21 protein-coding genes are annotated in these 25,410 nt (G+C 46.3%); 9 read left to right on the top strand and 12 right to left on the bottom strand.

The window, feature by feature from the left end; genetic code table 11:
- The first annotated feature begins 83 nt into the window (after positions 1–83).
- A complete protein-coding gene (galK, locus tag OU793_RS00560; protein ID WP_005494140.1) occupies positions 84–1,244 on the top strand; it encodes a galactokinase in 1,161 nt (386 codons plus the stop codon).
- Positions 1,245–1,253: 9 nt separating this feature from the next.
- Positions 1,254–2,318, top strand: a complete 1,065-nt coding sequence (gene galM / locus OU793_RS00555) for a galactose-1-epimerase (RefSeq protein WP_180793851.1) — start codon at positions 1,254–1,256, stop codon at positions 2,316–2,318.
- Positions 2,319–2,391: 73 nt separating this feature from the next.
- Here the strand turns inward: galM and OU793_RS00550 are convergent, their stop codons facing one another.
- Complete coding sequence (locus OU793_RS00550) at positions 2,392–3,417, bottom strand: LacI family DNA-binding transcriptional regulator (RefSeq protein WP_006742407.1); 1,026 nt, start codon at positions 3,415–3,417, stop codon at positions 2,392–2,394.
- 211 nt (positions 3,418–3,628) lie between these two features.
- On the opposite strand from OU793_RS00550, the gene OU793_RS00545 reads away from it, so the two are divergent.
- Positions 3,629–4,699 carry a cellulase family glycosylhydrolase gene (locus OU793_RS00545; RefSeq protein WP_005494146.1) on the top strand — a complete coding sequence of 357 codons (1,071 nt, stop codon included), beginning with the start codon at positions 3,629–3,631 and terminating at the stop codon, positions 4,697–4,699.
- Between the two features lie 70 nt (positions 4,700–4,769).
- Complete coding sequence (locus OU793_RS00540; protein WP_140103123.1) at positions 4,770–6,158, top strand: MFS transporter; 1,389 nt, start codon at positions 4,770–4,772, stop codon at positions 6,156–6,158.
- A gap of 90 nt (positions 6,159–6,248) precedes the next feature.
- Here OU793_RS00540 and OU793_RS00535 read toward each other — a convergent pair whose 3' ends face one another.
- Positions 6,249–7,247, bottom strand: coding sequence for a substrate-binding domain-containing protein (locus OU793_RS00535; protein WP_020835443.1), 999 nt, complete (start codon positions 7,245–7,247; stop codon positions 6,249–6,251).
- 176 nt (positions 7,248–7,423) lie between these two features.
- Between OU793_RS00535 and OU793_RS00530 the strand changes: the two genes are divergently transcribed.
- Positions 7,424–7,756, top strand: a complete 333-nt coding sequence (locus OU793_RS00530; protein ID WP_140177528.1) for a tRNA-binding protein — start codon at positions 7,424–7,426, stop codon at positions 7,754–7,756.
- A gap of 69 nt (positions 7,757–7,825) precedes the next feature.
- Here OU793_RS00530 and OU793_RS00525 read toward each other — a convergent pair whose 3' ends face one another.
- On the bottom strand, positions 7,826–8,377 hold the full coding sequence (locus OU793_RS00525; protein ID WP_025508445.1) for a gamma-glutamylcyclotransferase family protein: 552 nt from the start codon (positions 8,375–8,377) through the stop codon (positions 7,826–7,828).
- A gap of 185 nt (positions 8,378–8,562) precedes the next feature.
- Between OU793_RS00525 and OU793_RS00520 the strand changes: the two genes are divergently transcribed.
- Positions 8,563–9,747: an NnrS family protein gene (locus OU793_RS00520; RefSeq protein WP_159404033.1), complete on the top strand. Its 1,185-nt coding sequence runs from the start codon at positions 8,563–8,565 to the stop codon at positions 9,745–9,747.
- A 76-nt stretch (positions 9,748–9,823) separates the two neighbouring features.
- Here the strand turns inward: OU793_RS00520 and OU793_RS00515 are convergent, their stop codons facing one another.
- From OU793_RS00515 to OU793_RS00495, 5 genes are all read right to left on the bottom strand, one after another.
- Positions 9,824–10,771 (bottom strand): CorA family divalent cation transporter, encoded by a 948-nt coding sequence (locus OU793_RS00515; RefSeq protein WP_005494158.1) that lies wholly within the window; start codon positions 10,769–10,771, stop codon positions 9,824–9,826.
- A 284-nt stretch (positions 10,772–11,055) separates the two neighbouring features.
- The gene (gene glpD, locus OU793_RS00510; RefSeq protein WP_005456665.1) at positions 11,056–12,615 is read right to left on the bottom strand and encodes a glycerol-3-phosphate dehydrogenase; all 1,560 of its coding nucleotides are present in this window, start codon (positions 12,613–12,615) and stop codon (positions 11,056–11,058) included.
- Between the two features lie 178 nt (positions 12,616–12,793).
- Entirely contained in the window at positions 12,794–13,585 is a 792-nt protein-coding gene (locus OU793_RS00505) for a DeoR/GlpR family transcriptional regulator (RefSeq protein ID WP_005456614.1), read from the bottom strand.
- Positions 13,586–13,744: 159 nt separating this feature from the next.
- Positions 13,745–15,262 (bottom strand): glycerol kinase GlpK, encoded by a 1,518-nt coding sequence (gene glpK / locus OU793_RS00500; protein ID WP_005456578.1) that lies wholly within the window; start codon positions 15,260–15,262, stop codon positions 13,745–13,747.
- Between the two features lie 50 nt (positions 15,263–15,312).
- Positions 15,313–16,167: an MIP/aquaporin family protein gene (locus OU793_RS00495; RefSeq protein ID WP_025789001.1), complete on the bottom strand. Its 855-nt coding sequence runs from the start codon at positions 16,165–16,167 to the stop codon at positions 15,313–15,315.
- An 895-nt stretch (positions 16,168–17,062) separates the two neighbouring features.
- Here OU793_RS00495 and glpT point away from each other — a divergent pair.
- Together glpT and glpQ are read left to right on the top strand one after the other, a co-directional pair.
- Positions 17,063–18,433, top strand: coding sequence for a glycerol-3-phosphate transporter (gene glpT / locus OU793_RS00490; RefSeq protein WP_005456512.1), 1,371 nt, complete (start codon positions 17,063–17,065; stop codon positions 18,431–18,433).
- 56 nt (positions 18,434–18,489) lie between these two features.
- Positions 18,490–19,545, top strand: a complete 1,056-nt coding sequence (glpQ, locus tag OU793_RS00485) for a glycerophosphodiester phosphodiesterase (protein ID WP_005484945.1) — start codon at positions 18,490–18,492, stop codon at positions 19,543–19,545.
- Between the two features lie 75 nt (positions 19,546–19,620).
- On the opposite strand, the gene dapD is transcribed toward glpQ, so the two are convergent.
- From dapD to OU793_RS00470, 3 genes are all read right to left on the bottom strand, one after another.
- Positions 19,621–20,652 (bottom strand): 2,3,4,5-tetrahydropyridine-2,6-dicarboxylate N-succinyltransferase, encoded by a 1,032-nt coding sequence (gene dapD / locus OU793_RS00480; protein ID WP_005456577.1) that lies wholly within the window; start codon positions 20,650–20,652, stop codon positions 19,621–19,623.
- 331 nt (positions 20,653–20,983) lie between these two features.
- Positions 20,984–21,280 (bottom strand): YebG family protein, encoded by a 297-nt coding sequence (locus OU793_RS00475; RefSeq protein ID WP_005482297.1) that lies wholly within the window; start codon positions 21,278–21,280, stop codon positions 20,984–20,986.
- A 128-nt stretch (positions 21,281–21,408) separates the two neighbouring features.
- Positions 21,409–22,335, bottom strand: a complete 927-nt coding sequence (locus OU793_RS00470; protein WP_005482339.1) for a LysR substrate-binding domain-containing protein — start codon at positions 22,333–22,335, stop codon at positions 21,409–21,411.
- Between the two features lie 109 nt (positions 22,336–22,444).
- On the opposite strand from OU793_RS00470, the gene OU793_RS00465 reads away from it, so the two are divergent.
- Complete coding sequence (locus OU793_RS00465) at positions 22,445–23,419, top strand: TDT family transporter (RefSeq protein ID WP_005484954.1); 975 nt, start codon at positions 22,445–22,447, stop codon at positions 23,417–23,419.
- 79 nt (positions 23,420–23,498) lie between these two features.
- On the opposite strand, the gene OU793_RS00460 is transcribed toward OU793_RS00465, so the two are convergent.
- Positions 23,499–25,322, bottom strand: a complete 1,824-nt coding sequence (locus OU793_RS00460) for a DUF3413 domain-containing protein (RefSeq protein WP_053046910.1) — start codon at positions 25,320–25,322, stop codon at positions 23,499–23,501.
- Positions 25,323–25,410: the final 88 nt, after the last annotated feature.

Genomic DNA, 25,410 nt, shown 5'->3' with positions numbered 1-25,410 from the left:
AACGGGATAGCGCGACTTTACAGATAGAAAGTTAGGCTCAACGCGCTATCCCACACAAATTACTATTTTAAGAGAACGTCCCTATGTCTGAACTTATCCAAAATGTGAAAGCGTCATTTGAGCAAGTGTTGGGCTACGCACCTAGCCATATTATTCAAGCGCCTGGTCGTGTGAACTTGATTGGTGAGCACACCGATTACAACGATGGTTTTGTCCTACCGTGTGCCATTAACTACCAAACGGTCGTGGCGGCGGCAAAGCGTGAAGACAATATCGTGCGTGTGGTTGCGGTCGATTACGGCAACGCAGTGGACGAATTCGATATCACGCAAGCCATTACCTTCCAGCAAGACAAAATGTGGGCGAACTACATTCGCGGCGTGGTGAAGTGTCTTCTGGCGCGTGGCTACCAGTTTACTGGGGCGGATATTTCAGTCAGCGGCAACGTGCCTCAAGGCGCGGGTTTGAGCTCATCGGCGGCGTTGGAAGTGGTGATTGGCCAGACGTTCAAAGTGCTGTTCAATCTTGAGATCAGCCAAGCCGAAATTGCGTTAAACGGTCAGCAAGCTGAGAACGAATTCGTCGGTTGCAACTGCGGCATCATGGATCAAATGATTTCAGCGGAAGGGCGTGAAAATCATGCGATGCTATTAGATTGCCGGAGCCTTGAAACTGAAGCAGTCTCTATGCCAGAAGACATGGCCGTCGTGATCATCAACTCGAATAAAAAACGTGGTTTGGTCGACAGCGAATACAACACTCGTCGTCAGCAATGTGAAGAAGCGGCGCGTATTTTCGGTGTGAAAGCTTTGCGTGATGTGACGATTGAGCAGTTCAACGAGAAAGTCGCTGAGCTGGATGAAATGGTGGCCAAGCGTGCACGTCACGTCATCACAGAAAATGATCGTACTGTGGAAGCGGCACAAGCGCTACGAGCACACGACATGAAGCGTATGGGCGAGCTGATGGCCGAGTCTCATGCCTCGATGCGCGATGATTTCGAAATTACGGTAAAAGAAATCGATACGCTGGTGGAGATAGTCAAAGAGGTGATCGGCGATCAAGGCGGCGTGCGCATGACTGGCGGTGGCTTTGGTGGTTGCATCGTGGCACTTGTACCGCCAGCACTGGTTGATGACGTGAAAGCGGAAGTTGAAGCGAAGTACCAAGCGGCTACGGGCTTAAAAGAGTCGATTTATGTTTGCCAAGCCCAAAATGGTGCGGGTTTGGTTGAAGTGCTGTAAGGAATGATGATGAAAGCCTATTTTCAACAACTAGAACAAGCGATGGCGCAAACGCCGTCGTTTGATGGCCAAACTGCGAATCTGATTCATTTGACCAACGCGAATGGTATGACAGCGTCGTTTATGGATATCGGTGCGACGTGGTTGAGTTGCACATTACCGGTAAATGGTGAAAACCGTGAAGTGTTGTTGCGCTCACCAAATATGGCTGAACACATGAAGCAAGACGCTTACTTCGGTTCCATTGTTGGCCGCTTTGCTAACCGAATTGCGAAGGGGCAGTTTGAGATAGACGGAGAGAAGTATCAACTTGGTATCAATAACGGTGAAAACTCACTGCACGGTGGCCTAGAAGGGTTTGATAAACGCCGCTGGAAGGTTGAAGAGCAAAATGATCAACGGGTCACTTTTTCACTTCGCTCCCCGGACGGTGACCAAGGCTATCCGGGAAACCTCGATGTGAAGGTTACGTACACGCTCACTGACGAGAATGAACTGGCTATCGCCTATGATGCTAAGACCGACAAAACATCACCAGTGAACTTAACCAATCACGCCTACTTTAACTTGGCTGGTGAGGCGAGCTGCGCGAAAAGTTTGGATCATACTTTACAGCTTAACGCTGGGTATTACTTGCCAACGGATGCGGGGTTAATTCCTACCGGTGAACAAAAGCCAGTTTCGGGTACCAGTTTCGACTTCACCGAGCCAAAATTGATTGGCCAAGAATTTCTTGCCGAGCAAGATCAGAAAACTGCTGGTGGCTACGATCACGCCTTTGTCTTCATGCCTGAAGTGACCGATGGCGTGTCTGTCACTGCGGTTTTAATTGCACCAAAAGAAGATGTGGTGATGAAAGTGAAAACCACCAAGCCTGCCATCCAGTTTTATTCAGGTAATTTCTTAGCCGGTACGCCAGGTGCAAGTAAAACTTACGAATGCTATGACGGCCTTGCGTTGGAAACGCAGTACTTTCCAGACGGGCCAAACAAACCAGAATGGGGACTCAACAATGGGGTGTTGAGCTCTGGGGATTGCTATCAGCATCAAACTACTTATCAGTTTGAATTTTAGATAGCACTTCTACCCTTTGAACTTGCAGCGGCAGCAATGCTGCAACTCCAACGACTTTGGGTGTTATGGTGGGCTACATGCCCACCTTTTTTGTTTTTGTCGAAGAGGTTCGAACGATGAGCTCACCCTCTACTTTGCGTTTGTTAGAAAGCAACGGTTGCCCTTCAATCAGTGCCATCAACGATTCGATTGCGAGTTTACCCATGTCTGAGTAGGGCAGTTCAACCGACGTTAATGCTGGGAAGCTTTCAGAGGCGATTTGCTGATTATCGTAACCGACAACGGCAACATCCTGAGGAATCTTCAACCCCAACTCCGCTATCGCTTGGTAGCACCCCATTGCCATATAGTCGCTGCCACAGAAAATCGCTTCTGGCGGCTGCTCCATATTCAGTAGTGCCAGTGTTTGCTGGTGTGCTTCTTTTAGCGACCAGTTTGCATCGACTAAATACTCTGAGTTAGGAATGATGTCTGCATCAATGAGAGCCTGACGATAACCATCGGCACGTTGCTTACTGGCTAGCATCCAACTTTCACCAGACAGCATGGCAATGCGACGATAACCTTGCGCTGTGAGGTGGGAAACTGCTTTGTAAGCTCCAATCATATCGGCCGGCAAAATACTTGGCGTTTCGGTGTGTTCTTCGTTGGTGCAGTTCAACAGCACAGTCGGTAAGGAAGTTGTGACGCGTTGCTGCTCCAACTCTCGCGTCATACTGGATGCGTAAACCAAACCTGCGTAATCACCGCCGTTTATCTCCGACTCAATCTTGCTTGCCAACACTTCATCATGGCTGTAATTGAACGTCACCAATATGTAGTCGTTCGACCACGCTTCTTCTCTCGCTGCATTGATGGCATCGATAAATGGGTCATAACTGGTTAAGCCATTGATCACCAATGCGATCTTTTTAGGGCGTCCCAAAGCATGGGCAACCTTTTTGTTTTTGTAGCCAAGTGATTCTGCGGTTTCGAGCACTTTACGTTTGGTCGCTTCCGCGATTTTTACGGAAGTTGAGCCATTCAATACCAGCGATACGGTCGACTGAGAGACGCCAGCCGCCGCCGCAATGTCACTCATGGTGATTTTTTTAGCCATTCTGTTCTTTACTTAATTTCGTTAGCTAAAGATATTAGCTAAAGATTAAGTTCGGATCATCCTTTAAAGATGAAGATCACAAAAGTAAGTCAGAGCAACTTAAAAGCTGTGATTTTCACCACGTTTATTCTTTGAGCACCTAGTCATTAAATTATTAATTAATATATTAGCTAATATTATTAGTTAATAATTTAGTTTTAAGGTGAGTAAGATGAAAAGATGGTCGGAAGAGAAAGCGTGGCAATGGCAAAAAGAGCATGGCTGGCTACGTGGCTTTAACTATTTACCGCGCACAGCGGTTAACTGGAATGAGATGTGGCAAGCGGAATCTTTTGCTCCTGAGGTGATGGAACAAGAGTTAGCTTGGGCGCATGATGTGGGTTACAACACTTTACGTACCAACTTACCATTTATAGTTTGGCAAGCGGATCGCGATGGTTTACATGCGCGAATTGAGCGCTTTCTGGATATTTGCGAACGCAATCAAATCAAAGTGATGCTCACGCCGATGGATGACTGCGGTTTTTCGGGCGACCATCCTTATCTTGGTGAACAAAAAGCGCCAGTACCGGATTTGCACAACAGCCAAGCAGCAGCAAGTCCTGGTCGCAATGTGGTGATGGACAAATCTATGTGGGGTGAGGTCGAAGCGTATATTCGCGACATCATCTCTACCTACAAAAATGACCCTCGAATCGTTATTTGGGATCTCTATAACGAGCCAACCAACCGCATGATTTTCACCACTACGGGTGAGATCGCTTACGACGAAGAAATGGAAATCTTTAGTCATGAGCTGATGGAACAAGCGTTTGAGTGGGCACGTGAAGAAAACCCAACTCAGCCTCTTACCGTCGGCGCTTGGCATGCGCCAAGCATTCTTGACCGAAGCCTGCCGATTTATGAACACCCAACCGATCGCAAAGCGATGGAGCTATCGGACATCATTACTTTCCACGCTTACTTACCACTCGATCTGTTCCATAAAGCCGTTGAAATTGTAGAAAGCTACAACCGACCAATGATGTGTACTGAGTGGCTTGCTCGTCATGCGCAATCGTATATGCACGAACAGCTTCCGGTCTTTAAACAGAAAAACATTGGCTGCTACCAGTGGGGATTAGTGAAAGGAAAAACACAAACGCATCTGCCTTGGCCAGAGATAAAACGTAGCGATGCAAACTATGCGAGTCAATGGTTCCACGATCTGCTTGATGAGCAAGGGCAGCCGTATGACGCAAGCGAAGTGCAATTGATCAAAACACTCGCAGAAGTGGATTAATTGCCTGTGAGCCGACTCTGAGAAATGGGTCGGTTTCTTATTTACAATAAAATCAATTGAGACGTGAACAATGACTACTCTACAAAACAAACTCACTAATAAGGAGCTGATGTCTTACTTCGGCTATGGGGTAGGCCAGTGCTTTAGCTTTGGTCTAGTCGGCTCTTTTATTCTTTATTTCTATACCGATATTTTGGGCATTTCTCCAATTGCGGCGAGTACGATTTTTTTGATTGCTCGTGTGTGGGATGCGGTGAACGATCCGCTCATTGCCGGATACATGGACACGCTAGACTCTCGCTTTGGTAAATTCCGCCCTTACATGCTGTTTACGCCGATTTTGATTGTTCTGGTCACGGTTGCCGCGTTCTATAACATTGAAGCTGATACGTCGACAAAAGTGATGTATGCCGGTATCACTTACATTCTTTGGGGTACGCTTTACACCATTTCTGATGTGCCGTTTTGGTCTATGTCTTCTGTTATGACGGATGAACCGCAAGAGCGAGCAAAAGCGGCAACTTGTGCCATGTTAGGGGTGAATGCAGGTATTGGTGCAACTTTGGTTGTGTTCCCAAAACTGAGCGCTTACTTCGCTGATGGCCGAGCAGATCAGGGTTACTTACCAGCTGTGATTGTGTTGATGATCGCGGGTTTGTTCTTCATGCTGAACGGTTTTTATAACACCAAAGAACGCATCTCGACGAAGAGCTGCGAAAAAGTCACGCTAAAACAAACCTTTCAAGCCGTTCGTAAAAACAAGCCGTTGTTTTTTATTCTGGCAGCGTTTTTCATGAATGTGTTTTTCAATTTAGTGAATGGCCTGTACATTTTCTTCTTCACATACAACATGGGGGACGCAGGGTTAGTCTCTCTGATTGGTACCATCACTTTGGTAAGTGCGATTGCGTGTTTGGCTACGCCTGTGCTGACAAAGCGTTTCAAAAAACGTGACATCTTTATTGCGCTGTGTGTTTTAGAGATCATCGCTCGCATTGGGTTCTATTTTACTGGCTATGATAATCCAACGGTCGTGATGGCGTGGTTAGCGGTGATTACAGGCATCTTTATGATGACCAACCCTCTTATCTCGGCCATGATTGCAGACACAGTAGAGTACTCGTACTACCACAGTGGCAAACGTACCGCGGCGATCACGTTCTCGGGACAAACCTTTACAGGCAAACTTTCTGTTGCGGTAGCGGGCGGCTTAACGGGGTTAATCTTGACGATGATTGGCTATGTACCAAATGCGGCGCAAACGGAAACCGCGCTCAATGGCATGTTCTTCTGTATTGCGTTGCTACCCGCATTGGGAGCTCTAGTGCGCATCTTCATTATGTCTCGCTACACATTTACCGAAGACCAACATGCGATTTTACGAGAAAAATTACAGCGTGGTGAGTTTGCGCAAGGCGTTGACGTTAAGTCTGTAAAACCGCACGAAGCCTTGAGCTAGAATCCATATCGTCTCGACAAGTGCTCAAAGAAAAAGCCCACTCAATAACCTGAGCGGGCTTTTCGTTTTCAATTTACAGATTATCCACCATCAACAACGCTCGACAGAATTTCTTCGTACTAACGTTGGGCTAAAAATAATGGTTTCATCTTCAACTTTTTCGTCACGAGACAGCGCCAAAGCCAAACGGGCGGCGCGTTCTGCCATCATCTCGATTGGGTAGCGAATAGTAGTCAAGCTAGGGTGAACAAAGCGGGCGATCAAGCCATCATCGAACCCGACCATAGAAACCTTACTTGGTACGTCAATGCCATTTTGATCTAACGCTGCCAATGCGCCAGCGGCCATGTAGTCGTTGTAGGCCACCACTCCAGTAATCTCCAAAGATTTGGTTAACAGGTTGGTCATCGCAACTTCGCCACCATCACTGTTGGGTTCACCGTACTCGATGTAGCTTTTGGAGAGTTCAATACCATGTTCTTTCAATGCTGCTTGGTAACCTTGCAATCGCTCATCGGTATCTTCGATATCGTGGGATGAGGCAATACAAGCGATTTTGCGATGCCCGTGACGAATTAAATATTCTGTCGCGAGGAATGCTCCTTTGCGGTTATCAAGGGAAATACAGCGCTCAGCAAGCTCTGGGATATGACGATTGATAAGCACCATACCTTTTACTTCTTGGGCGTAGCCAATTAGCTCCTCATCAGATAAGCCTTTCGAGTGGATGACTATTGCATCGCAACGGCTGTTGATCAGTAATTCTAGAGCTTGACGTTCATCTTCTGGATTATGGTAACCGTTGCCAATCAAGATATGTTTGCCATTTTCGCGCGCGACATTATCGACGGATTTGACCAGCGTGCCGAAGAAAGGATCGGACACATCACTCACCAACACACCCATGGTATTTGTGCTTTGACTCACCAGTGCGCGAGCTGCGGCATTGGGTCTGTAACCCAATTTGCTCATTGCTTTGGTGACCGACTCTACCGATGATTGACTGGCTTTTGGGGACTTGTTGATCACGCGAGAAACCGTTGCGACCGAAACACCGGCTTCTTTCGCGACATCCTTGATCGTTGCCATATAGAACCTTTAGTGGCTAAAAATTTTGACTGAAAGTATTAAACACCCATTGTGTAATAAGTGCAATTTGATAGAGGATTTGCTTTCGGAAATGAGATCTTTACCACTTGTATTTATTAAGCTTACTGATAGTGTAAACGTTATCTTTTTAGTAAAACTTTACTGAGGTTTTTATTATGGAAACTATCGCTTACTCTGATTTTGCCAAACTGGAAATTCGTACCGGAAAAATCATTGAAGTGGCTCGTCATCAAAATGCAGACAAGCTGTATATTGTGCAAATTGATATCGGTGAGAAAACACTGCAAACCGTAACCAGCTTAGTGCCTTATTACACCGAGGAAGAGTTGATGGGCAAACAAGTGGTCGTATTGTGTAATCTTGCCAAAGCCAAAATGCGCGGTGAAACCTCTGAATGTATGTTGTTATGCGCAGAAACGGAAGATGAATCCGAAAGTGTGTTGCTAACGCCAGAAAGAGCGATGCCGACCGGGGTGAGAATTGTTTAATCAGTTCACTGGTCGCTCTATTGTAAAAACAGCTCTTAGTTTAGAGCTGTTTTTATAGATGGGATTGAGCTACGAATTTTGGGCAATCAGATTATCAATCAACTCATAATGGTGCTCTTGCACGCCTGCAAGGTTGCCGTATTTGGGTTGGTGGCGGTCATTTTCTTTCGCGTGGTGCCAGCCAATGGTGTGACGCACAAAATGCTCCGCAAATGCATGGGATACCTCCAAGCAACCTGCTAGCACGGTATCAACATAGCTTTGCATGATTGGGCTGTTTGCGCACGGTGGTAGTGGCTCGTCTTTTACGTAAACCCAAATCTCATGTCCTTGGTTAAAGTTCGCGTCCGTTTCGATTTGATCTGGCTGAATTTGAATACGATGATAGCCACGTTCACGGCGATCGAATTCTGCGAGAGCTTCTTCATTCACTTCGAGTAAAACGCCATTAACCTGTCCATTGCCTTGGTTCACAACCAGTGGAGACAGAGTGTAGCTGTCATCAATCTTTCCCCAGTAGCGAACCAGTCCATGAGCAATGACGGGAATGGCTTCTCCCGTTTGTCCTGTTAACTTGCGCGACGCAGAATTGATTAAACTGCCATAGCCAAATATGTACATCTTCGTTGCATCCCTTAACTCATTTTTTGTGTCTTGGACTGTTTATACCTAACCAGCCCATGAAGCTCAAACTTTACCCCTTAAGTATAATCTTATTTTTAACATGTATTTTTTATGCATGTTTATGGTAGCATCAACATCGTAGTTGAGTTAACCAGCATCGAGAGGCGCTTGAGGGCAAGATAATGCTGAACATCACCGATAAAAAAGTGGAAGAAAAAATCCCCGCATGGCTGCGATTAGGCTTTCGGCCGTTTTTTCTGTTTGGGTCGATTTACGCCATTGTTGCGATTGCGTTGTGGGTGTGGATGTTCCAAACCGGACAGCCAAACGCATTAGCTGTACCGGCATTGTGGTGGCACGTGCATGAAATGTTATTTGGTTTTTCGATGGCGATTGTGGTTGGTTTTGTATTGACTGCTGTACAAAACTGGACGGGCATTAATGGCACCAAGCATTACACGCTTTTGGTCATATTTGGCTTGTGGTTAGCACCTAGAATATTGCTTTGGACGCCAGTACCCTTGTGGTTAACCAGCAGCATTGAAGCGGTATTTTTACTGTTTGTTGCCTATGAGGTGGGCATTCGTGTTTATCGAGCCAAAGGGTGGCGTAATTTATTTTTTGTGCCTCTGTTCCTTTTGGCCATCTTTGCGAACTTTGCAAGCTACGCGACGATAAAAGGCATGCCGCCGTTTACTTCTTCTGCTGTGTGGCAGGCGATGTTGTGGTGGTTTACGTTGTTATTGTCGGTGATGGGCGGACGTGTGATTCCATTCTTTACTGCGCGTCGATTTAATTTTGAAAAAGCACAACCACTGCCGTGGTTAGATTGGTTCGCGAACTTGCCGTTGGTAATGCTATTTGTGCTGAGCTTTTTCCCCGTGACGTTTGCAGAATTAGGCAATCCGTTGATGCTGTTTGCAGGAGTTGCTCAGTTGGTGCGTTTTGTTCGCTGGAAACCTTGGTTAACCCTGAGCGAGCCTTTGGTGTGGTCGCTGCATGCTGCGTATTTGTGTTTGCCACTAAGCTTAATTTTGCGAGGCGCTTGGGGAGATGCATTTGCTAGCCATAACCTCATTCACCTGTTTGCGATAGGTGCGTTAGGCGGTTTGATTTTGGCGATGATCGCGCGCGTGACGATGGGGCACACCGGTCGCATGATCTACAAAGGGCCAAACATGGGCCTTGCGTTTGCGGCGATTACCGCGGCTGCTTTGGTTCGCAGTTTCGCCGTGATCTTTGACCCAGCGAACATGATGCTGTGGATTGATATCAGCGGCGGATTGTGGATTGTCGCGTTTGGGCTGTTTGTGTGGCGTTTTGGTATGATGCTCGTGACCCCTCGTGTGGATGGTCATCCGGGATAAAGCGTTTAGACTTGAGTGATAAAAAAGAGGAGCGACACGCTCCTCTTTTGGTTTCTGCGCTTTACGGTTTTATCGCTTATTCATCATCCGTTTTGTTCGTGAACCCTAAGCGTTTGAACAGCAACCACTCTAGGCCAAAGATCACAATCAAAGCGATGCAGAACCAAGTGAACGCCATGGAGGATTCTACGCCCGGCATGCCACCAATATTGATACCAAGTAGTCCTGTTAGGAAGCTGGTTGGTAAGAAAATGGTGGCAACTAAAGTAAACAGGTAACTGTTTTTATTGGTCTTCTCGTCTCGGTTGTGTTTGATTTCGTCTTGGAAAAGCGCTACTTCGCCAAGGTAAAATTCAATCGTTTCGTTGATGCGAGTAATGTTGTTATGCGCGAAGCGATATTGGTGAGGTCTTGATGTTACTAATTCTGACTCTGACTCGATCAAATCACGAATCGCATATTGCTGAGGGCGAATAAAACGTTTGATGGAAATAAGCGCCTTTTGTGCCGCAATGTGGTTGTACGTTGACTCATCATTGACGTCAAACTCGTTTAACGTTTCTTCGATGGTGTCGAGATACAAGTCGATTTTGCCGTTCAGCCCTTCGATAATTTGATTCAGCAAGCTCGCCAGGCTTTTCGGCCCTTTGTGCTCTGCTAATGCTTGGCGAATTTCCATGATTGCACGTGATGGGATCTTACGAGTCGAGATCAGTGCGCCCTGAAAATAGAGAATACGGATACTGAGCATGTCTTCCGGCGACGCATTCTCGTTCATGTTGATGCCTCGTAAGATCAGCATGAAGTTATCGTCATCCAAAGGATGGAAAGATGGTCGGCTCTCGTCGGCTAACAGATGATCGACCGTCGCACGTGGTACGTGATTGTCTTCTAGCCAGCCACGAATATCGGGATGAAGCCTTTCACAGTGGTACCAATGATTCGGTTGAATGTGTTCCGCCGCTGTTGTTTCTTGAGTCGCCATTGGGGTTGAGAAATCCCAATGTTCAATCATAAAACCCATTTTCTTTTCCTTGTATGAGCCTATACCCCAATAATCCCCAGATGCTTAACTTAGCGAGAATGACTGAGCGCACTACACGCCGCAACGTTCTCACTCCTTCACATTGAAGTCATGGGGGATAATTATTCAAATGAGTATGATTGCATTTTACGCCAAATGTCTATGAATAATTGTTCTTATTGGTAAGCAAGTGAAGCAATAAGAACCGCACAGCAACAAGGGGAAACAAAAAGCCTGCAACGAGGCAGGCTTTGTCATAGGTGAGGGGGGGGGGGAGGAGCTTTCTAGCTAACCTGAGAAAGGTTGACCACTTTTTGTTGCAACTTTTCTTTCAGGTAGTCGGCAAGTGCCTGTTTTTCTTCGTCGTTCATGTAAAGGCCAAGTTTAGTACGACGCCATAAAATGTCTTCGTCGGTTAGCGCCATTTCATGATTCATCAAGTAATCGATCTCGCGTTGGTATACGCCGCCTGCTTGCTCTGAGAACGCTTGGCCAAGATCGGCTTCACTGGATGCGCCTTCCATCAAATCCCACGTTTGCGTACCAAACTGAGTCACATAGCGCAGAATCAGCGCTTGCGGTGCCCATGAGTATTTCGCGTGAATTTGTTTCGCTAACTGTTCACGGGTGCAGCTAAAGTTACCACCTGGTAGCGTTTGATTTGCTGTCCAGTTACCACCCATTTGAGGTAGGTACGGTTCCAGCTTCTTCATCGCCGCTTCACCGAGTTTACGGTAAGTCGTTAGCTTGCCACCGAATACTGACAACAATGGTGCTTGGTCGTACTCTGCATCGAGCTCTAGCGTGTAGTCTCGTGTGATCGCTTGCGGTGAGTCAGACTCATCATCACACAGAGGACGTACACCACTGTAAGTCCAAACCACATCTTCACGAGTAAGCTGGTGGACAAAGTGTTGGTTCACGATGTCGATGAGGTAATCAACTTCGTCATCCGAGATCGCCACTTCACGTGGGTCACCTTTGTATTCCACATCTGTCGTACCGATGATTGAGAACTTATCTAGATAAGGAATCATAAATACGATGCGGTTATCTTTGTTTTGAAGAATGTAGGCTTGCGGTTCGTTGTGGATACGAGGAACAACGATGTGCGAGCCTTTGATCAAACGAATGTTGCGAGGGGAGGTTTGCTCCAATCCTTCATCAAAGAACTGTTTCACCCATGGACCAGCAGCGTTAACCAGAGCTTTCGCTTTGCGCTCGAAGCGTTGGTCTGTCGTTACATCATGGATAGTCACATGCCATACGCCGTTTTCACGGTGCGCTTTTTCAACGCGACAGTAGTTACGTACTTCGGCGTGGTTTTCACGAGCCGCCATAACGTTCAGCAAGACTAAACGAGCGTCATCAACCCAGCAGTCTGAGTATTCAAAACCGGTTTTCATTTCTGGTTTTAGCAAGCCAGATTTTGCAAGGTTGACGGTTTTACTGCCTGGTAGAGTTGTGCGTTTGCCCAAGTTATCGTAAAGGAACAGGCCACAGCGGATCATCCAAGCTGGGCGTAGGAATGGGCGATGAGGCAAACGGAAACGCATTGGTAGAGCGACGTGTGGTGCTTTACGTAGAATCACTTCACGCTCTGCGAGCGCTTCCGAAACCAAACGAAACTCGTAGTGTTCAAGGTAGCGTAATCCACCGTGAATAAGTTTAGAACTTGCTGAAGACGTTGCTGATGCAAAATCGTTAGCTTCATATAAACCGACACTCAAACCGCGGCCAGCTGCATCAGCTGCAATGCCAGCCCCGTTAATGCCGCCACCGATAACGATCAAGTCTAAAAGAGTGGATGAGCTAGTTGTGGAAGTATTTTTTTGTATACTCATGAATTTGACCTCTTGGTGAGCGAACGAGCATTTTAGAACATGATTTAATCCTAGCTCAGGTTTCGTTTGTGATCATCTATTATTTTCGTTTGTGAGCGTTTTGTGTGATTTGGGCATAAAAAAACCTCTGTCTAATTAAGACAGAGGTCATTTTGAGGTTCAAATTTGAGCGATTTATCTATTCGGCGTCTGCTGATGTTACATTGGCTTCGACCACTTCGAGGGGTATTGCGGCGTCTTTTAAGATCGCGAGAATTTCTTCTGGTGGCTGTTTGTTAGTAAATATCATGTTCAGTTGTGCGATGTTGCCCAGTTTCACCATGGCATTGCGACCAAACTTGGTGTGGTCGACGGCGAGAAATACGCTGCGGCTGTTGTCGATGATCGCTTGCTTCACGCGTACTTCGTGGTAATCAAAGTCCAATAGGGAACCATCAAAATCGATGCCGCTGATACCGAGAATGCCAAAATCGAGACGGAACTGTTTCACAAAATCGAGCGTTGCTTCGCCTACGATACCGCCATCGCGGCTGCGGACTTCACCACCTGCTAAGATGACCTTGATCTCTGGGTTAGGGAAGAGAATGGTTGCCACGTTGATGTTGTTGGTGACTACGCGTAGCTGCTTGTGGCTCTTAGTGAGCGCACGTGCGACTGCTTCTGGTGTTGTGCCGATATCAATAAATAGCGTTGCGCCGTCAGGAATGTGTTTCACCACCTCTTCTGCAATGACATCTTTTTCATTGAAGTTAAGCGCTTTACGCGTGTTGTAAGATGTGTTTTCAGAACTGAGAGGGATGGTTGCACCACCGTGATAACGACGAATTTTGTTGTCGTCTGCGAGTTCGTTGAGATCGCGTCGGATGGTTTGTGGGCTGACATTGAATCTTTCTACCAACTCATCCGTGCTGACATAGCCTTGTTTTTTCACCAGTTCAACAATCTGCTGGTGTCTAGGTATTTGCTTCACTTACCACTCCCTTGTGCATTGGTAACGGCCAATGCTTCAAATTCGAAGCGCTATTGTGCTCGAATTTGCGCGTTGTGAGAAGTAAAGGCAGGTAGGAATCGGGGATAAGACGCAAAAAAGAGCGCTCAAATGGCGCTCTTTGTTCGTTTGGGAGAAAAATTAATCGTCTTCGTCGTGCAGTTCAGACCAAGTTTGCGCACATTTCACAGCGCGTTTCCAACCTTTGTAACGACGGTTGCGTTTTTCTTCGTCATCATGCGGTTCAAACGTACGATCAAGCACTGCTTTATCTTGCAGTTCATCAATGCTGTTCCAGTAACCAACCGCTAAACCTGCCAGGTATGCAGCACCAAGAGCCGTTACTTCAGTCACTTGTGGACGGTGCACTTCTGTGTTTAATACATCCGATTGGAATTGCATTAGGAAGTTGTTTGCTACCGCACCGCCATCAACACGCAAGTTTGCGAGCTTGATGCCGGAGTCAGCTTGCATCGCATCCAATACGTCACGAGTTTGGTAAGCGATGCCTTCCAGAGTCGCGCGGATAATGTGGTTTGAGTTCACACCGCGAGTAAGGCCAACAATGGTGCCACGTGCGTAAGCATCCCAGTATGGGGCGCCAAGGCCAGTAAAGGCTGGTACTACATAAACGCCGTTCGATGTGTCCACTTTTGTTGCGAAGTATTCAGAATCTTCTGCACCGTTTAGGATTTTCAGTTCGTCACGCAGCCACTGGATAGAGGCACCACCCATGAACACAGCACCTTCAAGTGCGTAAGCTGGCTCGCCTTTCGGACCACAAGCTAGAGTGGTAAGCAGACCATTCTTCGAGGTGACTTTCTCTTGGCCAGTGTTCATCAGCAAGAAACAACCTGTGCCGTATGTGTTTTTCGCTTGGCCAGCTTCCACACACATTTGGCCGTATAACGCCGCTTGTTGGTCACCTGCAATCCCTGCGATAGGAATACGAGTACCGCCTTTACCACCGATGTTCGTTTTGCCGTAAATTTCCGAAGAGCGTTTTACTTCTGGCATCATTGACGCTGGAATGCCCATCTCATCCAACAGCTTTTGGTCCCAACATAGGTCGTTGATGTTAAACAGCATGGTACGTGATGCGTTGGTGTAGTCAGTAACGTGAACGCGGCCTTGAGTCATCTTCCATACTAACCACGTATCGACGGTACCAAACAGCAGTTTACCTGCTTCTGCATCTTCGCGTGCGCCTTCTACGTTATCCAGAATCCACTTCACTTTAGTGCCAGAGAAGTAAGGGTCAAGCACCAAGCCGGTGTTGTCGCGAACGTAATCTTCTAAGCCGCGGCTTTTTAGGTCTTCACAAATGTCTGCGGTACGACGACATTGCCATACGATTGCGTTGTAGACGGGTTTGCCTGTTTCTTTGTTCCAGACGATGGTGGTTTCACGCTGGTTCGTAATACCAATGGCAGCTAATTGGTCGCTTCGGATGCCTGACTTAGCCAAAGCTTCAACTAATGTAGAGCTTTGTGTTGCCCAGATTTCCATTGGATCGTGCTCAACCCAACCTGCTTGTGGATAAATCTGAGTAAACTCTCGCTGAGCGACGCTTACGATATTGGCGTCGTGATCAAGAATAACAGCGCGAGAGCTTGTCGTACCTTGGTCGAGGGCAACAATGTATTTTTGCTCAGTCATGGTAAGAATCCTTTTGTTTCGTTATTTATATTTTAGTAATTGGCAAGCGGTTAAGCTCGAGCTTCTTTTGTTTCTTCTTCAGTATCACATTGGTTTGGAATGGTACAACCGTGACCTTGGCGAGGGAGGTATGCCGCGATCGCTTTTGGATATAACCAACCACCAAAGCAAGCACCCGCAATAGGAGCAAGAAGGGGAACGATAAAGTAAGGGATGTCTTTAGCGCCGGTCAGTGCGTAATCCCAACCTGCAAAGTACGCGAACAGTTTAGGGCCAAAGTCACGAGCTGGGTTCATCGCAAAGCCAGTCAGTGGACCAAGAGAACCACCAATAACCGCAATCAGAATACCAATCAATAATGGGTTCATCGCGCCACGAGCGGCACCGTTGTTTTCATCACCCAGAGCCAAAATGGCAAACATTAATACAGCTGTAATGACGAATTCCACAGCAAATGCGCCAAAGAAAGAAAGAGAAGCGTGTGGGTAAGTTGAGAAAATACCAGCCGTTGCAAGGGCGTCTTGGCTGCTACGTACAAAGTTGTGTGCGATTTCGTAATCGGTGAAAAGGTTGCTGTACAAGCTGTAAACCAAAGCGGCAGAGAAAAATGCACCTAACATCTGAGCGATGATGTACGGCACCACTTTCGCTTTATCGAAACCATGAAACATCGCTAATGCAATGGTTACGGCTGGGTTGATGTGTGCGCCTGAAACGCCGGCAGTACAGTAGATCGCGATGGAGACACCTAAGCCCCATACAATACTGATTTCCCATTGTCCAAAAGATGCGCCTGTTAATACTAAGGCTGCGACGCAGCCAACGCCGAAGAAGATGAGTAGTCCTGTACCGATGAACTCGGCCAAACATTCTCCGAGCAGAGAGGGGTGTTTGTTGGTTGTCATGTTAAGAGTCCTATAGTTATTTTTGCTTATCTAGCACGATAGTATTGTGCACATATAAACGTTTGCGAAAACAAACGAGCATTGAAAATGAGCGTTTGAGCATGAATTTGTTAACCAAACTCTTCGTTTTTGTTAAATGGCGCATCTTTTGACCAGAAAGGAAACTGATAGAAAGCTCTTTATAGGGATGAGTGAGTCATTTTCAGCGCTCAAATTACCGATGTGAAAACAAATGCACAACTGGTAAGAGGAGTTTTGTGAAGCTGGTTCGTCAATGGTGGATTATCGTTCAATAGTTTGTGTAAAAAGTAATCCCTAAGAGGTAGTTAAAGCCAGATACAGCAAAGGCTTGGGGGGAGATCCTGAAAGAAAATAACTAGAACGCACGACGATAAAATCGGACTCGCGTAGAGCGAGAGTACGATATGGATTTTGTCTTCCAAAGTTGTTTTCATCGCGCTAAGTGTACGAAATGTGCACCTCAGTAGAACTTGGTTGTTTTTGGACTCTTTATTTCGTTTGAAACTAAACACCAAACTTTTCCTTCACTTTTGTTATTACTGATTTTTCCTTAGCTTAATGCGTCATGCAGCATCATTTATCTCGAATTTGTGTTCCTATTCGAGCCTTTATTTTGTTTAGTTTCGAATGTGAGTGATTAAATGTTCTTTTTTGATCAAGAAAAGATATTAACGAATTCTGAGTAAAGTTGAACGGCTGTCTAATTAATGGTGGCTAATTTGCTGTATTTACTAATAATTAATTCCTATGCAACATTTATCACAGAAATTAAATCCTAACCTCATACAATGCAGAAACTTTCGAACGAATGTTAATTTTGTTTCGTTCGCTCCTTTTGGGTTCTTTACCATCGCATATACATAATGAGGTTCCTATGTTTGGAATATTCAAACCTAAGGCGCACATTGATCGTCTATCCCCAGATAGCATTGATAGCACCTATTCTCGCCTCCGTTGGCAACTGTTCATCGGTATTTTTGTTGGCTACGCCGGCTACTATTTGGTTCGTAAAAACTTCAGTTTAGCGATGCCGTACCTCATCGAGGAGGGTTACAGTCGTGGTGACCTTGGTGTTGCTTTGGCCGCTGTTTCAATCGCTTATGGCCTTTCAAAATTTTTAATGGGCAGCGTGTCTGACCGTTCTAACCCGCGCTATTTCCTCAGTGGCGGTTTGTTGATGTCTGCTCTGGTTATGTTCTGCTTTGGCTTTATGCCATGGGCAACAGGCAGCATCACGGCAATGTTTATTCTTCTATTTTTGAACGGTTGGTTCCAAGGTATGGGGTGGCCGGCCTGTGGGCGAACCATGGTGCACTGGTGGTCACGTAAAGAGCGTGGTGAGATCGTTTCGGTTTGGAACGTAGCGCACAACGTGGGTGGCGGTTTGATTGGTCCACTATTCATTTTGGGTCTGTGGGCATTTAACGATGATTGGCGCACCGCATTTTATGTACCTGCATTTTTCGCCACTTTGGTTGCAGTGTTCATTTGGATGACGGTTCGAGATACGCCTCAGTCTTGTGGTCTACCGCCGATTGAAGAGTACAAAGATGACTACCCAGATGACTACGACAAGTCGCATGAACAAGAAATGACGGCGAAGGAAATTTTCTTCAAGTACGTATTCAACAATAAACTGTTGTGGTCGATTGCGATTGCAAACGCGTTTGTTTACTTGATCCGTTACGGTGTGTTGGACTGGGCACCCGTTTATTTAAAAGAAGCGAAGGACTTCTCGGTAGATAAATCGTCTTGGGCTTACTTCCTATACGAGTGGGCAGGTATTCCTGGCACGTTATTGTGTGGTTGGATTTCGGACAAACTGTTCAAAGGCCGTCGTGCACCTGCAGGCATCTTGTTCATGGTATTGGTAACGTTGGCGGTATTGGTTTACTGGTTCAACCCTGCGGGCAACCCAACAATCGATATGATGGCTCTTATCGCGATTGGCTTCTTGATTTACGGCCCTGTCATGCTGATTGGTTTGTATGCACTTGAATTGGCACCGAAAAAAGCAGCGGGTACTGCTGCTGGTCTAACTGGCTTATTTGGTTACTTAGGCGGTGCGGTGGCTGCGAACGCGGTTCTTGGTTACACCGTGGACCATTTCGGTTGGGATGGCGGTTTCATCATTCTAATTGGTTCATGTATTACTTCTATCGTGTGTTTGACGTATGCGCTTCTAGGCGAGCGCGCACACCACGAGCAAAAAGAGCGCGAAAAGGAACAAGAAGCGCTAGCGTAATATTTATTTAAAGAGGCAGTGGAATACTGCCTCTTCGCTTTATCAAGGATATAACAATGAAAACCAAGTCAGTATGTCTCACATTTTTAGCGCTTAGCCTATCTGCTGGCGCAATTGCAAAGCCGCTTGTTATCGCTCACCGCGGCGCTTCTGGTTATTTACCGGAGCACACTTTAGAAGCCAAAGCTTTAGCTTATGCAATGAAACCAGATTACATCGAGCAAGATGTCGTGATGACGAAAGACGATCAGTTAGTGGTGTTGCACGACCATTACTTGGATCGCGTCACGGATGTAGCGGAGCGTTTTCCTGATCGCGCACGCGAAGATGGTCGTTATTACGCGATTGACTTTACTCTGGCAGAAATCAAATCTCTGCGAGTCACTGAAGGGTTCAATATCGACGAAAACGGCAAAAAAGTCGCCGGTTATCCAACCCGATTCCCAATGTGGAAATCTGATTTCACTGTACCGACGTTTGCTGAAGAGATTGAACTGATCCAAGGCCTTAACAAGACGTTGGGTTACGACATCGGTATTTACCCGGAAATTAAAGCGCCTTGGTTCCATCGTCACGAAGGTAAGGACATTTCTAAAGCGGTGCTTAAAGTCTTGAAGCAGTACGGTTACGACTCGCAAGACGACAAAGTCTACCTGCAGTGTTTTGATGCGAATGAACTGCAACGCATTAACAGTGAGTTGATGCCCGCAATGGACATGGATTTAAAGCTCGTTCAGCTCATGGCTTACACCGATTGGAACGAAACTATGGTGTACAAAGGCGATACAGCAATGCCATACAGCTATGATTGGATGTTCGAAGCCGACGGCATGAAGAAAGTGGCGAGTTACGCCGAAGGTATTGGACCTTGGAAGCCGATGCTGGTGGATGATAAGTCAACCAAAGACAATATCATCATCAAGCCGTTGATGAAGGCTGCAAAAGACGCCGGCTTACAAGTTCATCCATACACGTTCCGTGCCGATCCAGGACGCATTCCTGCGTACACGGACAGCTTTGAAGGAATGATGGATGTGTACTACAACCAAGTGAAGGTGGATGGTTTGTTTACTGATTTCCCAGATAAAGCAGTCAGCTTTTTAAATCAGTAATCAGCACTCACACATTTTGCTTTAAGCTAAAAAAATCCCCCAACAGTTTCCTGCTGGGGGATTTTCGTATTCTTATTAGTTGTTTTTATGCAGTTCGCTGTTCAGTTCAACCGCGCTCTTGTTTGCAAGACACTCGATTTGACCTGTCACAGAGTTACGACGGAACAGTAGGTCAGAAACACCAGCAAGGTCACGTGCTTTCACCACTTCGACTTCTTGACCTGCAGAATCTAGCATGCGCACTTTAGAACCAGCAGTCACGTACAAACCTGACTCGATAGTACAACGGTCACCCATTGGGAAGCCAAGACCTGCGTTCGCGCCTAGTAATGAATTTTCACCGATAGAAACCACAACTTTACCGCCGCCAGATAGCGTACCCATGATCGATGCGCCGCCACCGATGTCTGAACCGTTACCAACAACCACGCCAGCAGAGATACGGCCTTCAACCATGCTCACGCCAGTTGTACCCGCGTTGAAGTTGATGAAGCCTTCGTGCATAACAGTTGTGCCTTCGCCAACGTGTGCGCCAAGACGAACGCGAGAAGTGTCTGCGATACGAACACCAGTTGGAACCACGTAGTCCACCATTTTAGGGAACTTGTCTACGCAATCTACGCTTAGCGTACGGCCAGCTAGGCGAGCTTCGATTTGACGCTCAGCCAGCTCAGGTAGGTCGATTGGGCCTTCGTTTGTCCATGCGATGTTGTGCAGCAGACCGAAGATGCCATCCAGTACTGTGCCGTGTGGCTTAACTAGACGGTTAGAGATAAGTTGAAGTTTTAGGAAGCCTTCAGCAACAGATTGTGGCTGTTCATCCGTAGCTAGGATAACCAGTACAAGTGGTTGTGCTGATTCTGCTGCTTTGGTTGCGAAAGATGCGTTTGCTGCATCGCCGTTTGCTTCGAATGCTGCCGCAAGTTCTGCACTTTGTGCCGCAGAGATCTCGATAGCTTGGTTGCCTTGCTCGTAACCTGCTACTGCAGCCAGTGCGTTAACAAGTGTGTCGCTTGGGTTAAGAACTGGGTTTGGGAAAAACGCTTCGATGATTTTACCGTCGCGGTTTTTAGTTGCCGTACCAAAGGCTAGAGAAAAGAAAGCCATAGTTGATCTCCATGTGTTGAGTCTTGTGTCTCGTCTGTTCACTGACAAGAAATAATTACGTTGTCAGCCATCATAAAGAGTGTATTGGGGAGTTTAAAGGGGGGAAATGGAGAAAGTCTGTAGATGGATACCTTTTGTCTTTTGGGAGATATGTCTGTCTGATGAGAAATGTAGCTACGAGGTGGTCTATTGGGAGAGTTTTGCTGAAATTCAAAAAGGCAGTTTCTCGTCTCGGATCTAGAAAGAAAGGACGTTCTTTCATTATGATCTATGCTTTTAGGCATAAAAAAACGCCACAAGATGCGGCGTTATTTGAAGGGCAGTCATTGGATTATGCTGCGTCTTCTTGCTGTTCTTCTTCAACAGCTTCAAGCTTTTTTGCTTTCTTTGGTGCAGGTTTACGTTTTGCACCGATTGCGTAAAGCAATTCTTCTTTGTTTTGCGCAAGGAACATCGCAAGATCTTCTTGCTTACCTTCGTCCTCTAGAAGTTCACTTTTACCTAGCAGTGTGAATAGTTCATCTGCCATATCCAGCATTTTGTCGTATGCGTCAGCTTCCGCTTTAGAGGTAAAAGTCATTTTCTCTTCTCCATTGCGTTCTACCACGTACTTGACGATTACAGCCATGGTTGGTCCCCTAATTTGGTGTATTGATACTGGCTTTTTATACAGTTTTTGACCAATCAAGTCTAGCCACAAGCCTCAGAATGAGAGACACGTACAACTAACTGACTAGCATTTAAACTATCTTGGTTTCACTTTGCGGATTTATTCCCCAAAGGAAGGTTGGTTGGTCGTTCCCAATCTTGGCAAAATTCGATAAACGTTTTGAGCAATGGGCTTTGATATTTCTCTTTATGAACCAGTAACCAGAAGCGACGTTTCATATCTAAAGGCATGTCGAGCAGTTTTACACGACCGTCACGAATAGCAGGTTCTGCAGACAAGCGTGACAAGCAGCCTAAGCCCAGCCCAGCAGATACTGAGTTGATCAACGCTTCGGTGGTATTGAGCTGAAAAGCTTCATGCCAATGTTCCAAGCGCGGCGCGACAACGCGCATAAAAAATTCGCGTGAACCAGATCCCGCCTCTCGTAATATCCATTCGCTGTTTTCTAGCTCGGTTAAGTTTACTGGCCCTTCGTGCGCGGCTGGGTAATCGGGCGCGCAAATCACGCACATTTCATCTTCGCTAAACTGGGTGGACTGCAATTCAGGGTGAAGTGTTTTGCCTTCAATGAGGGCTATGTCTAACTCGTAATCGGTCAGCATGTCGCAGATTTGTGCGGAGTTAGAAATGAACAGGCTTTGAGAACGATGGTTCGTTTGCTGACGAAATTCGCTAAGCAAATAGGGCGCGACTTGGTTGCCAATGGTGTCGCTGGCACCAATGCGAAGTTGGCCCGATAGCGCTTGGTCACCATCGAAAATGCTCTCGATGTCCTTGGCTCGGTTGAGTAATTCATCCGCCAGTGGCAGTAGCTTTTGACCTTCTTGGTTCAAAATCAGTCGGTTATTAACACGATCAAACAAGTGATGGCCGATCTGCTTTTCTAATTCTGAGAGTGCCATGCTCACAGCGGCTTTTGATAAAAAGAGACTATCAGAAGCTGCTGTGAGCGTTTTGTGTTGCGTGATCGTCGTAAACACTTTCAGTTGTTTAAGAGAAATGTGACTTGCCATACCCCACCGTTAAGTAATTTTGAACGTTTGTTTTAAATAATTAGATATATCGGAACGAAGTGCAAGCGTATTATACGCTCCATCAAGAGTGAGTCTGGTTGAGGTCATCATGATTCAAAGAACAAAAGCAAAAGTAATGGGAGCACCAACTCCGATGGCGGGTTTGGCTCTTGGCATTGCAAGCTTAGGTTGGAGTTGGGAAAACTTCGCCGAATTACATGGCTACGGACAGTGGATTAGTGCGGGTATCGCGAGCGTATTGTTGGCTATATTGGCAACCAAGTTTTTGCTACATAACCATCTATTGAGACAAGATCTTGCTCATCCGGTTGTGGGCAGCGTGGTTCCGACTTTTGCGATGGGCACTATGGTGGTATCGAACTCTCTCGGCCATTTTTACCCATTGGCTGGTGATGTGCTTTGGCTGATTGCGGTGGTTCTGCACATCGTGTTCTTGGTGAGCTTTGTTTACCATCGCGCCAAAGATTTTGAATTGCACCACATGGTTCCTAGTTGGTTTGTACCGCCAGTGGGTATCATCGTTGCGGATGTGTCTTTCTCTGGCAACCCGATGTTAGCACCAGTGGCACAAGGTGCATTGATGTTTGGTATGGTGGCGTACGCGATCATGTTGCCGATGATGATTTACCGTTTCATGTTTACCCATGAAATTCCGGATGCAGCGAAACCAACAATGGCAATCATGGCAGCGCCAGCAAGTCTATCATTGGCAGGGTACTTAACGGTCACTGCGACACCATCACCAGTGATCATCGCTATGCTATTTGGTATCGCGGTATTGATGACAGCCATCATTTACCTCGCATTCTTTAAATTGCTTAGACTGCCATTTAGCCCAGGCTATGCGGCGTTCACTTTCCCGATGGTGATCGGTGCGACGGCGCTGTTTAAAATGGCGAATTGGATGGAGTTGCAAGGATTGGCTGCGCACTATGTTCAACAAGTGCGAGGCTTAGCTGGTCTTGAGTTGATTGTGGCAACATTTGTTGTCTCTTATGTGGCTTTACAATACATCAACAACTTATTGATTCAGCCACGCTTGATGCATGCTCATCACGCTTAAATAGCAGATAGGAAAAAGCCTCTTGGTCTTACAATCAAGAGGCTTTGTTTTTTATTTCAATCGGCGTCGATGTTGGACGCTAGCCTTTTTTGTAAAATCGCGACATCTCATCCAGAGAATGACGAATGATATCGACAGGAACTTTCTGTTCTTTCTCGACTTTTAATTGGCGATTCAGTTGCTGAGAGTGCCCGCCAGGATTGACCACAAGCATCAGTTCTTTGCCGACCAATGCATAGTTGTAGTAGCTGCCAGCAATATACCAATCGCGAGGGGCGGAGCTATCAAACAAGTTATGACCAACGCTGTATGAACTCGTTGTGCCTTGAACGTCAAACAGCGTATTCATCATGGTTGGCACGACGTCAAAATGGGTCGTGCGGTAATCAATTTGCTCTGGTTGACGATTTGGCATGTACACGTAAAGAGGCACATGTACTTGAACGTCACTGTAGTTACCCGTGTGGCCCCAATAGTTCATCTTATGGTCGTTAAACTCTTCACCATGATCTGATGAAATCACCACAATGGTGTTGTCTAAGTCGACGTTTTTCAGCACATCGCCAATCAAGCTATCGATGTAGTACAACGAGTTCTTGTATCGATTGTGGTAAAGCGAAGCGTCAAAATCGTTGTTGAGCAAAATGTGGTCAACGCGTTCCCAGTATGGTTTGAATTTCGCAAATTCAGGTTCAGGAAACACCGTGCCGTGGGCGGCATCGTAGAACAGAAAACCAAAGTACGGTTTGTCGCTGTCCTGCTTTTGGAACTCGATGAACTTGTCTGTGATCTGCTGATCGCGCTCTACAGCTGTTTCCCCAGTTTGTTTCAAGGTCAAGTCCGACACTTTTTTGAATACCGTGCGAGAAAGTGGCGGGCTGGTGAGCGGTGCTGAGCCAAAAATGCCCATGCGGTAGCCTTCTGCTTGCAGCGTATCCATAAAAACAGGAGAGCGTTGGCTTGCGTAAAAGCTTTCCCAGTAGGTTGCTGGCAAGCTGTAAAACAGGCTGAAAATACCCGCTTGAGTTGAGTTGCCGCCGCTCATGTGTTGTGTGAAATTCACCGTTTTTTTGGCGAACTTGCTGACATTTGGCATGACTTCCGGCGTCGCATCACTGTAGCGCCACGCGTCAACCAAGATAAACAAAACATTGGGCTGCTTCTCTTTGCTTTGCACTTGAATGGGTGCAAGCGGGTAGTTGAGTGAGCTACGTTCAATGTTGGTTAACTCTACGCGGTTCTTCGATGCAATGTTCTCATCCACTAGATCGTGTTTGTAAATAAATTTACGAGCCGTCAGCGGGTAGTAAAGTGGCCAGTTATTCGAAAACTGACTGACTTCATCGTCGTAAAGCGCGTTTTTGTACGCATGAATCATCTGTGTGCTGAGCAATACAGCAAACCAGACGCTGATCAAAACGAACTTAGCTCGGCTTTGTGCCAGTTTATTACTTACCCAAACGGTACAGGCGAGCCCGATCACCAGAACGGCAACTTCACTGACGAAGATAAGCCAACTCATCCACGAAATATCGAAGACATCACCGCCACCTTCGAAAAACATACGGATTAATAGAGCGTTGATGTGAAGTTTGTATTGCTGAAAAACGAGGATATCGACTTTAAACATGATCAATAGACAGATCGCGATAGCGATCACGATGCCTTTGAATGCTCGAGTCGGTAGAAAAGAGAGCAATAAACTCAACAACATAAATGGAAGAGCGATCAAGCCCAGCCAGCCATATTGAGTTGAAACCAAATAGTAACCTTGCAACAAGGTTAGAGGTTCATTCTGATTGTTAGACAACACAAAAGGATAACAAGCGATCGACAGATACACTGCAAAGCAAGCAAAAAAAGCAATCAGCCAAGCGCTGTTGGAAGACAGTTTGCGAAACATACTTTTTATATATTTATAAATTATAGGTAGCAAGAGTATAAAACAGTGTTTTTTATTATGGAATAGTTGCGAGTAGTGTCACATTTTG

Origin of the sequence: Vibrio sp. VP6 (genome assembly GCF_028823755.1) — a bacterium.
Lineage (GTDB): Bacteria > Pseudomonadota > Gammaproteobacteria > Enterobacterales > Vibrionaceae > Vibrio > Vibrio parahaemolyticus.
The sequence above is the reverse complement of the archived record's forward strand: the minus strand, read 5'-3'. Positions and strand labels throughout refer to the sequence as shown.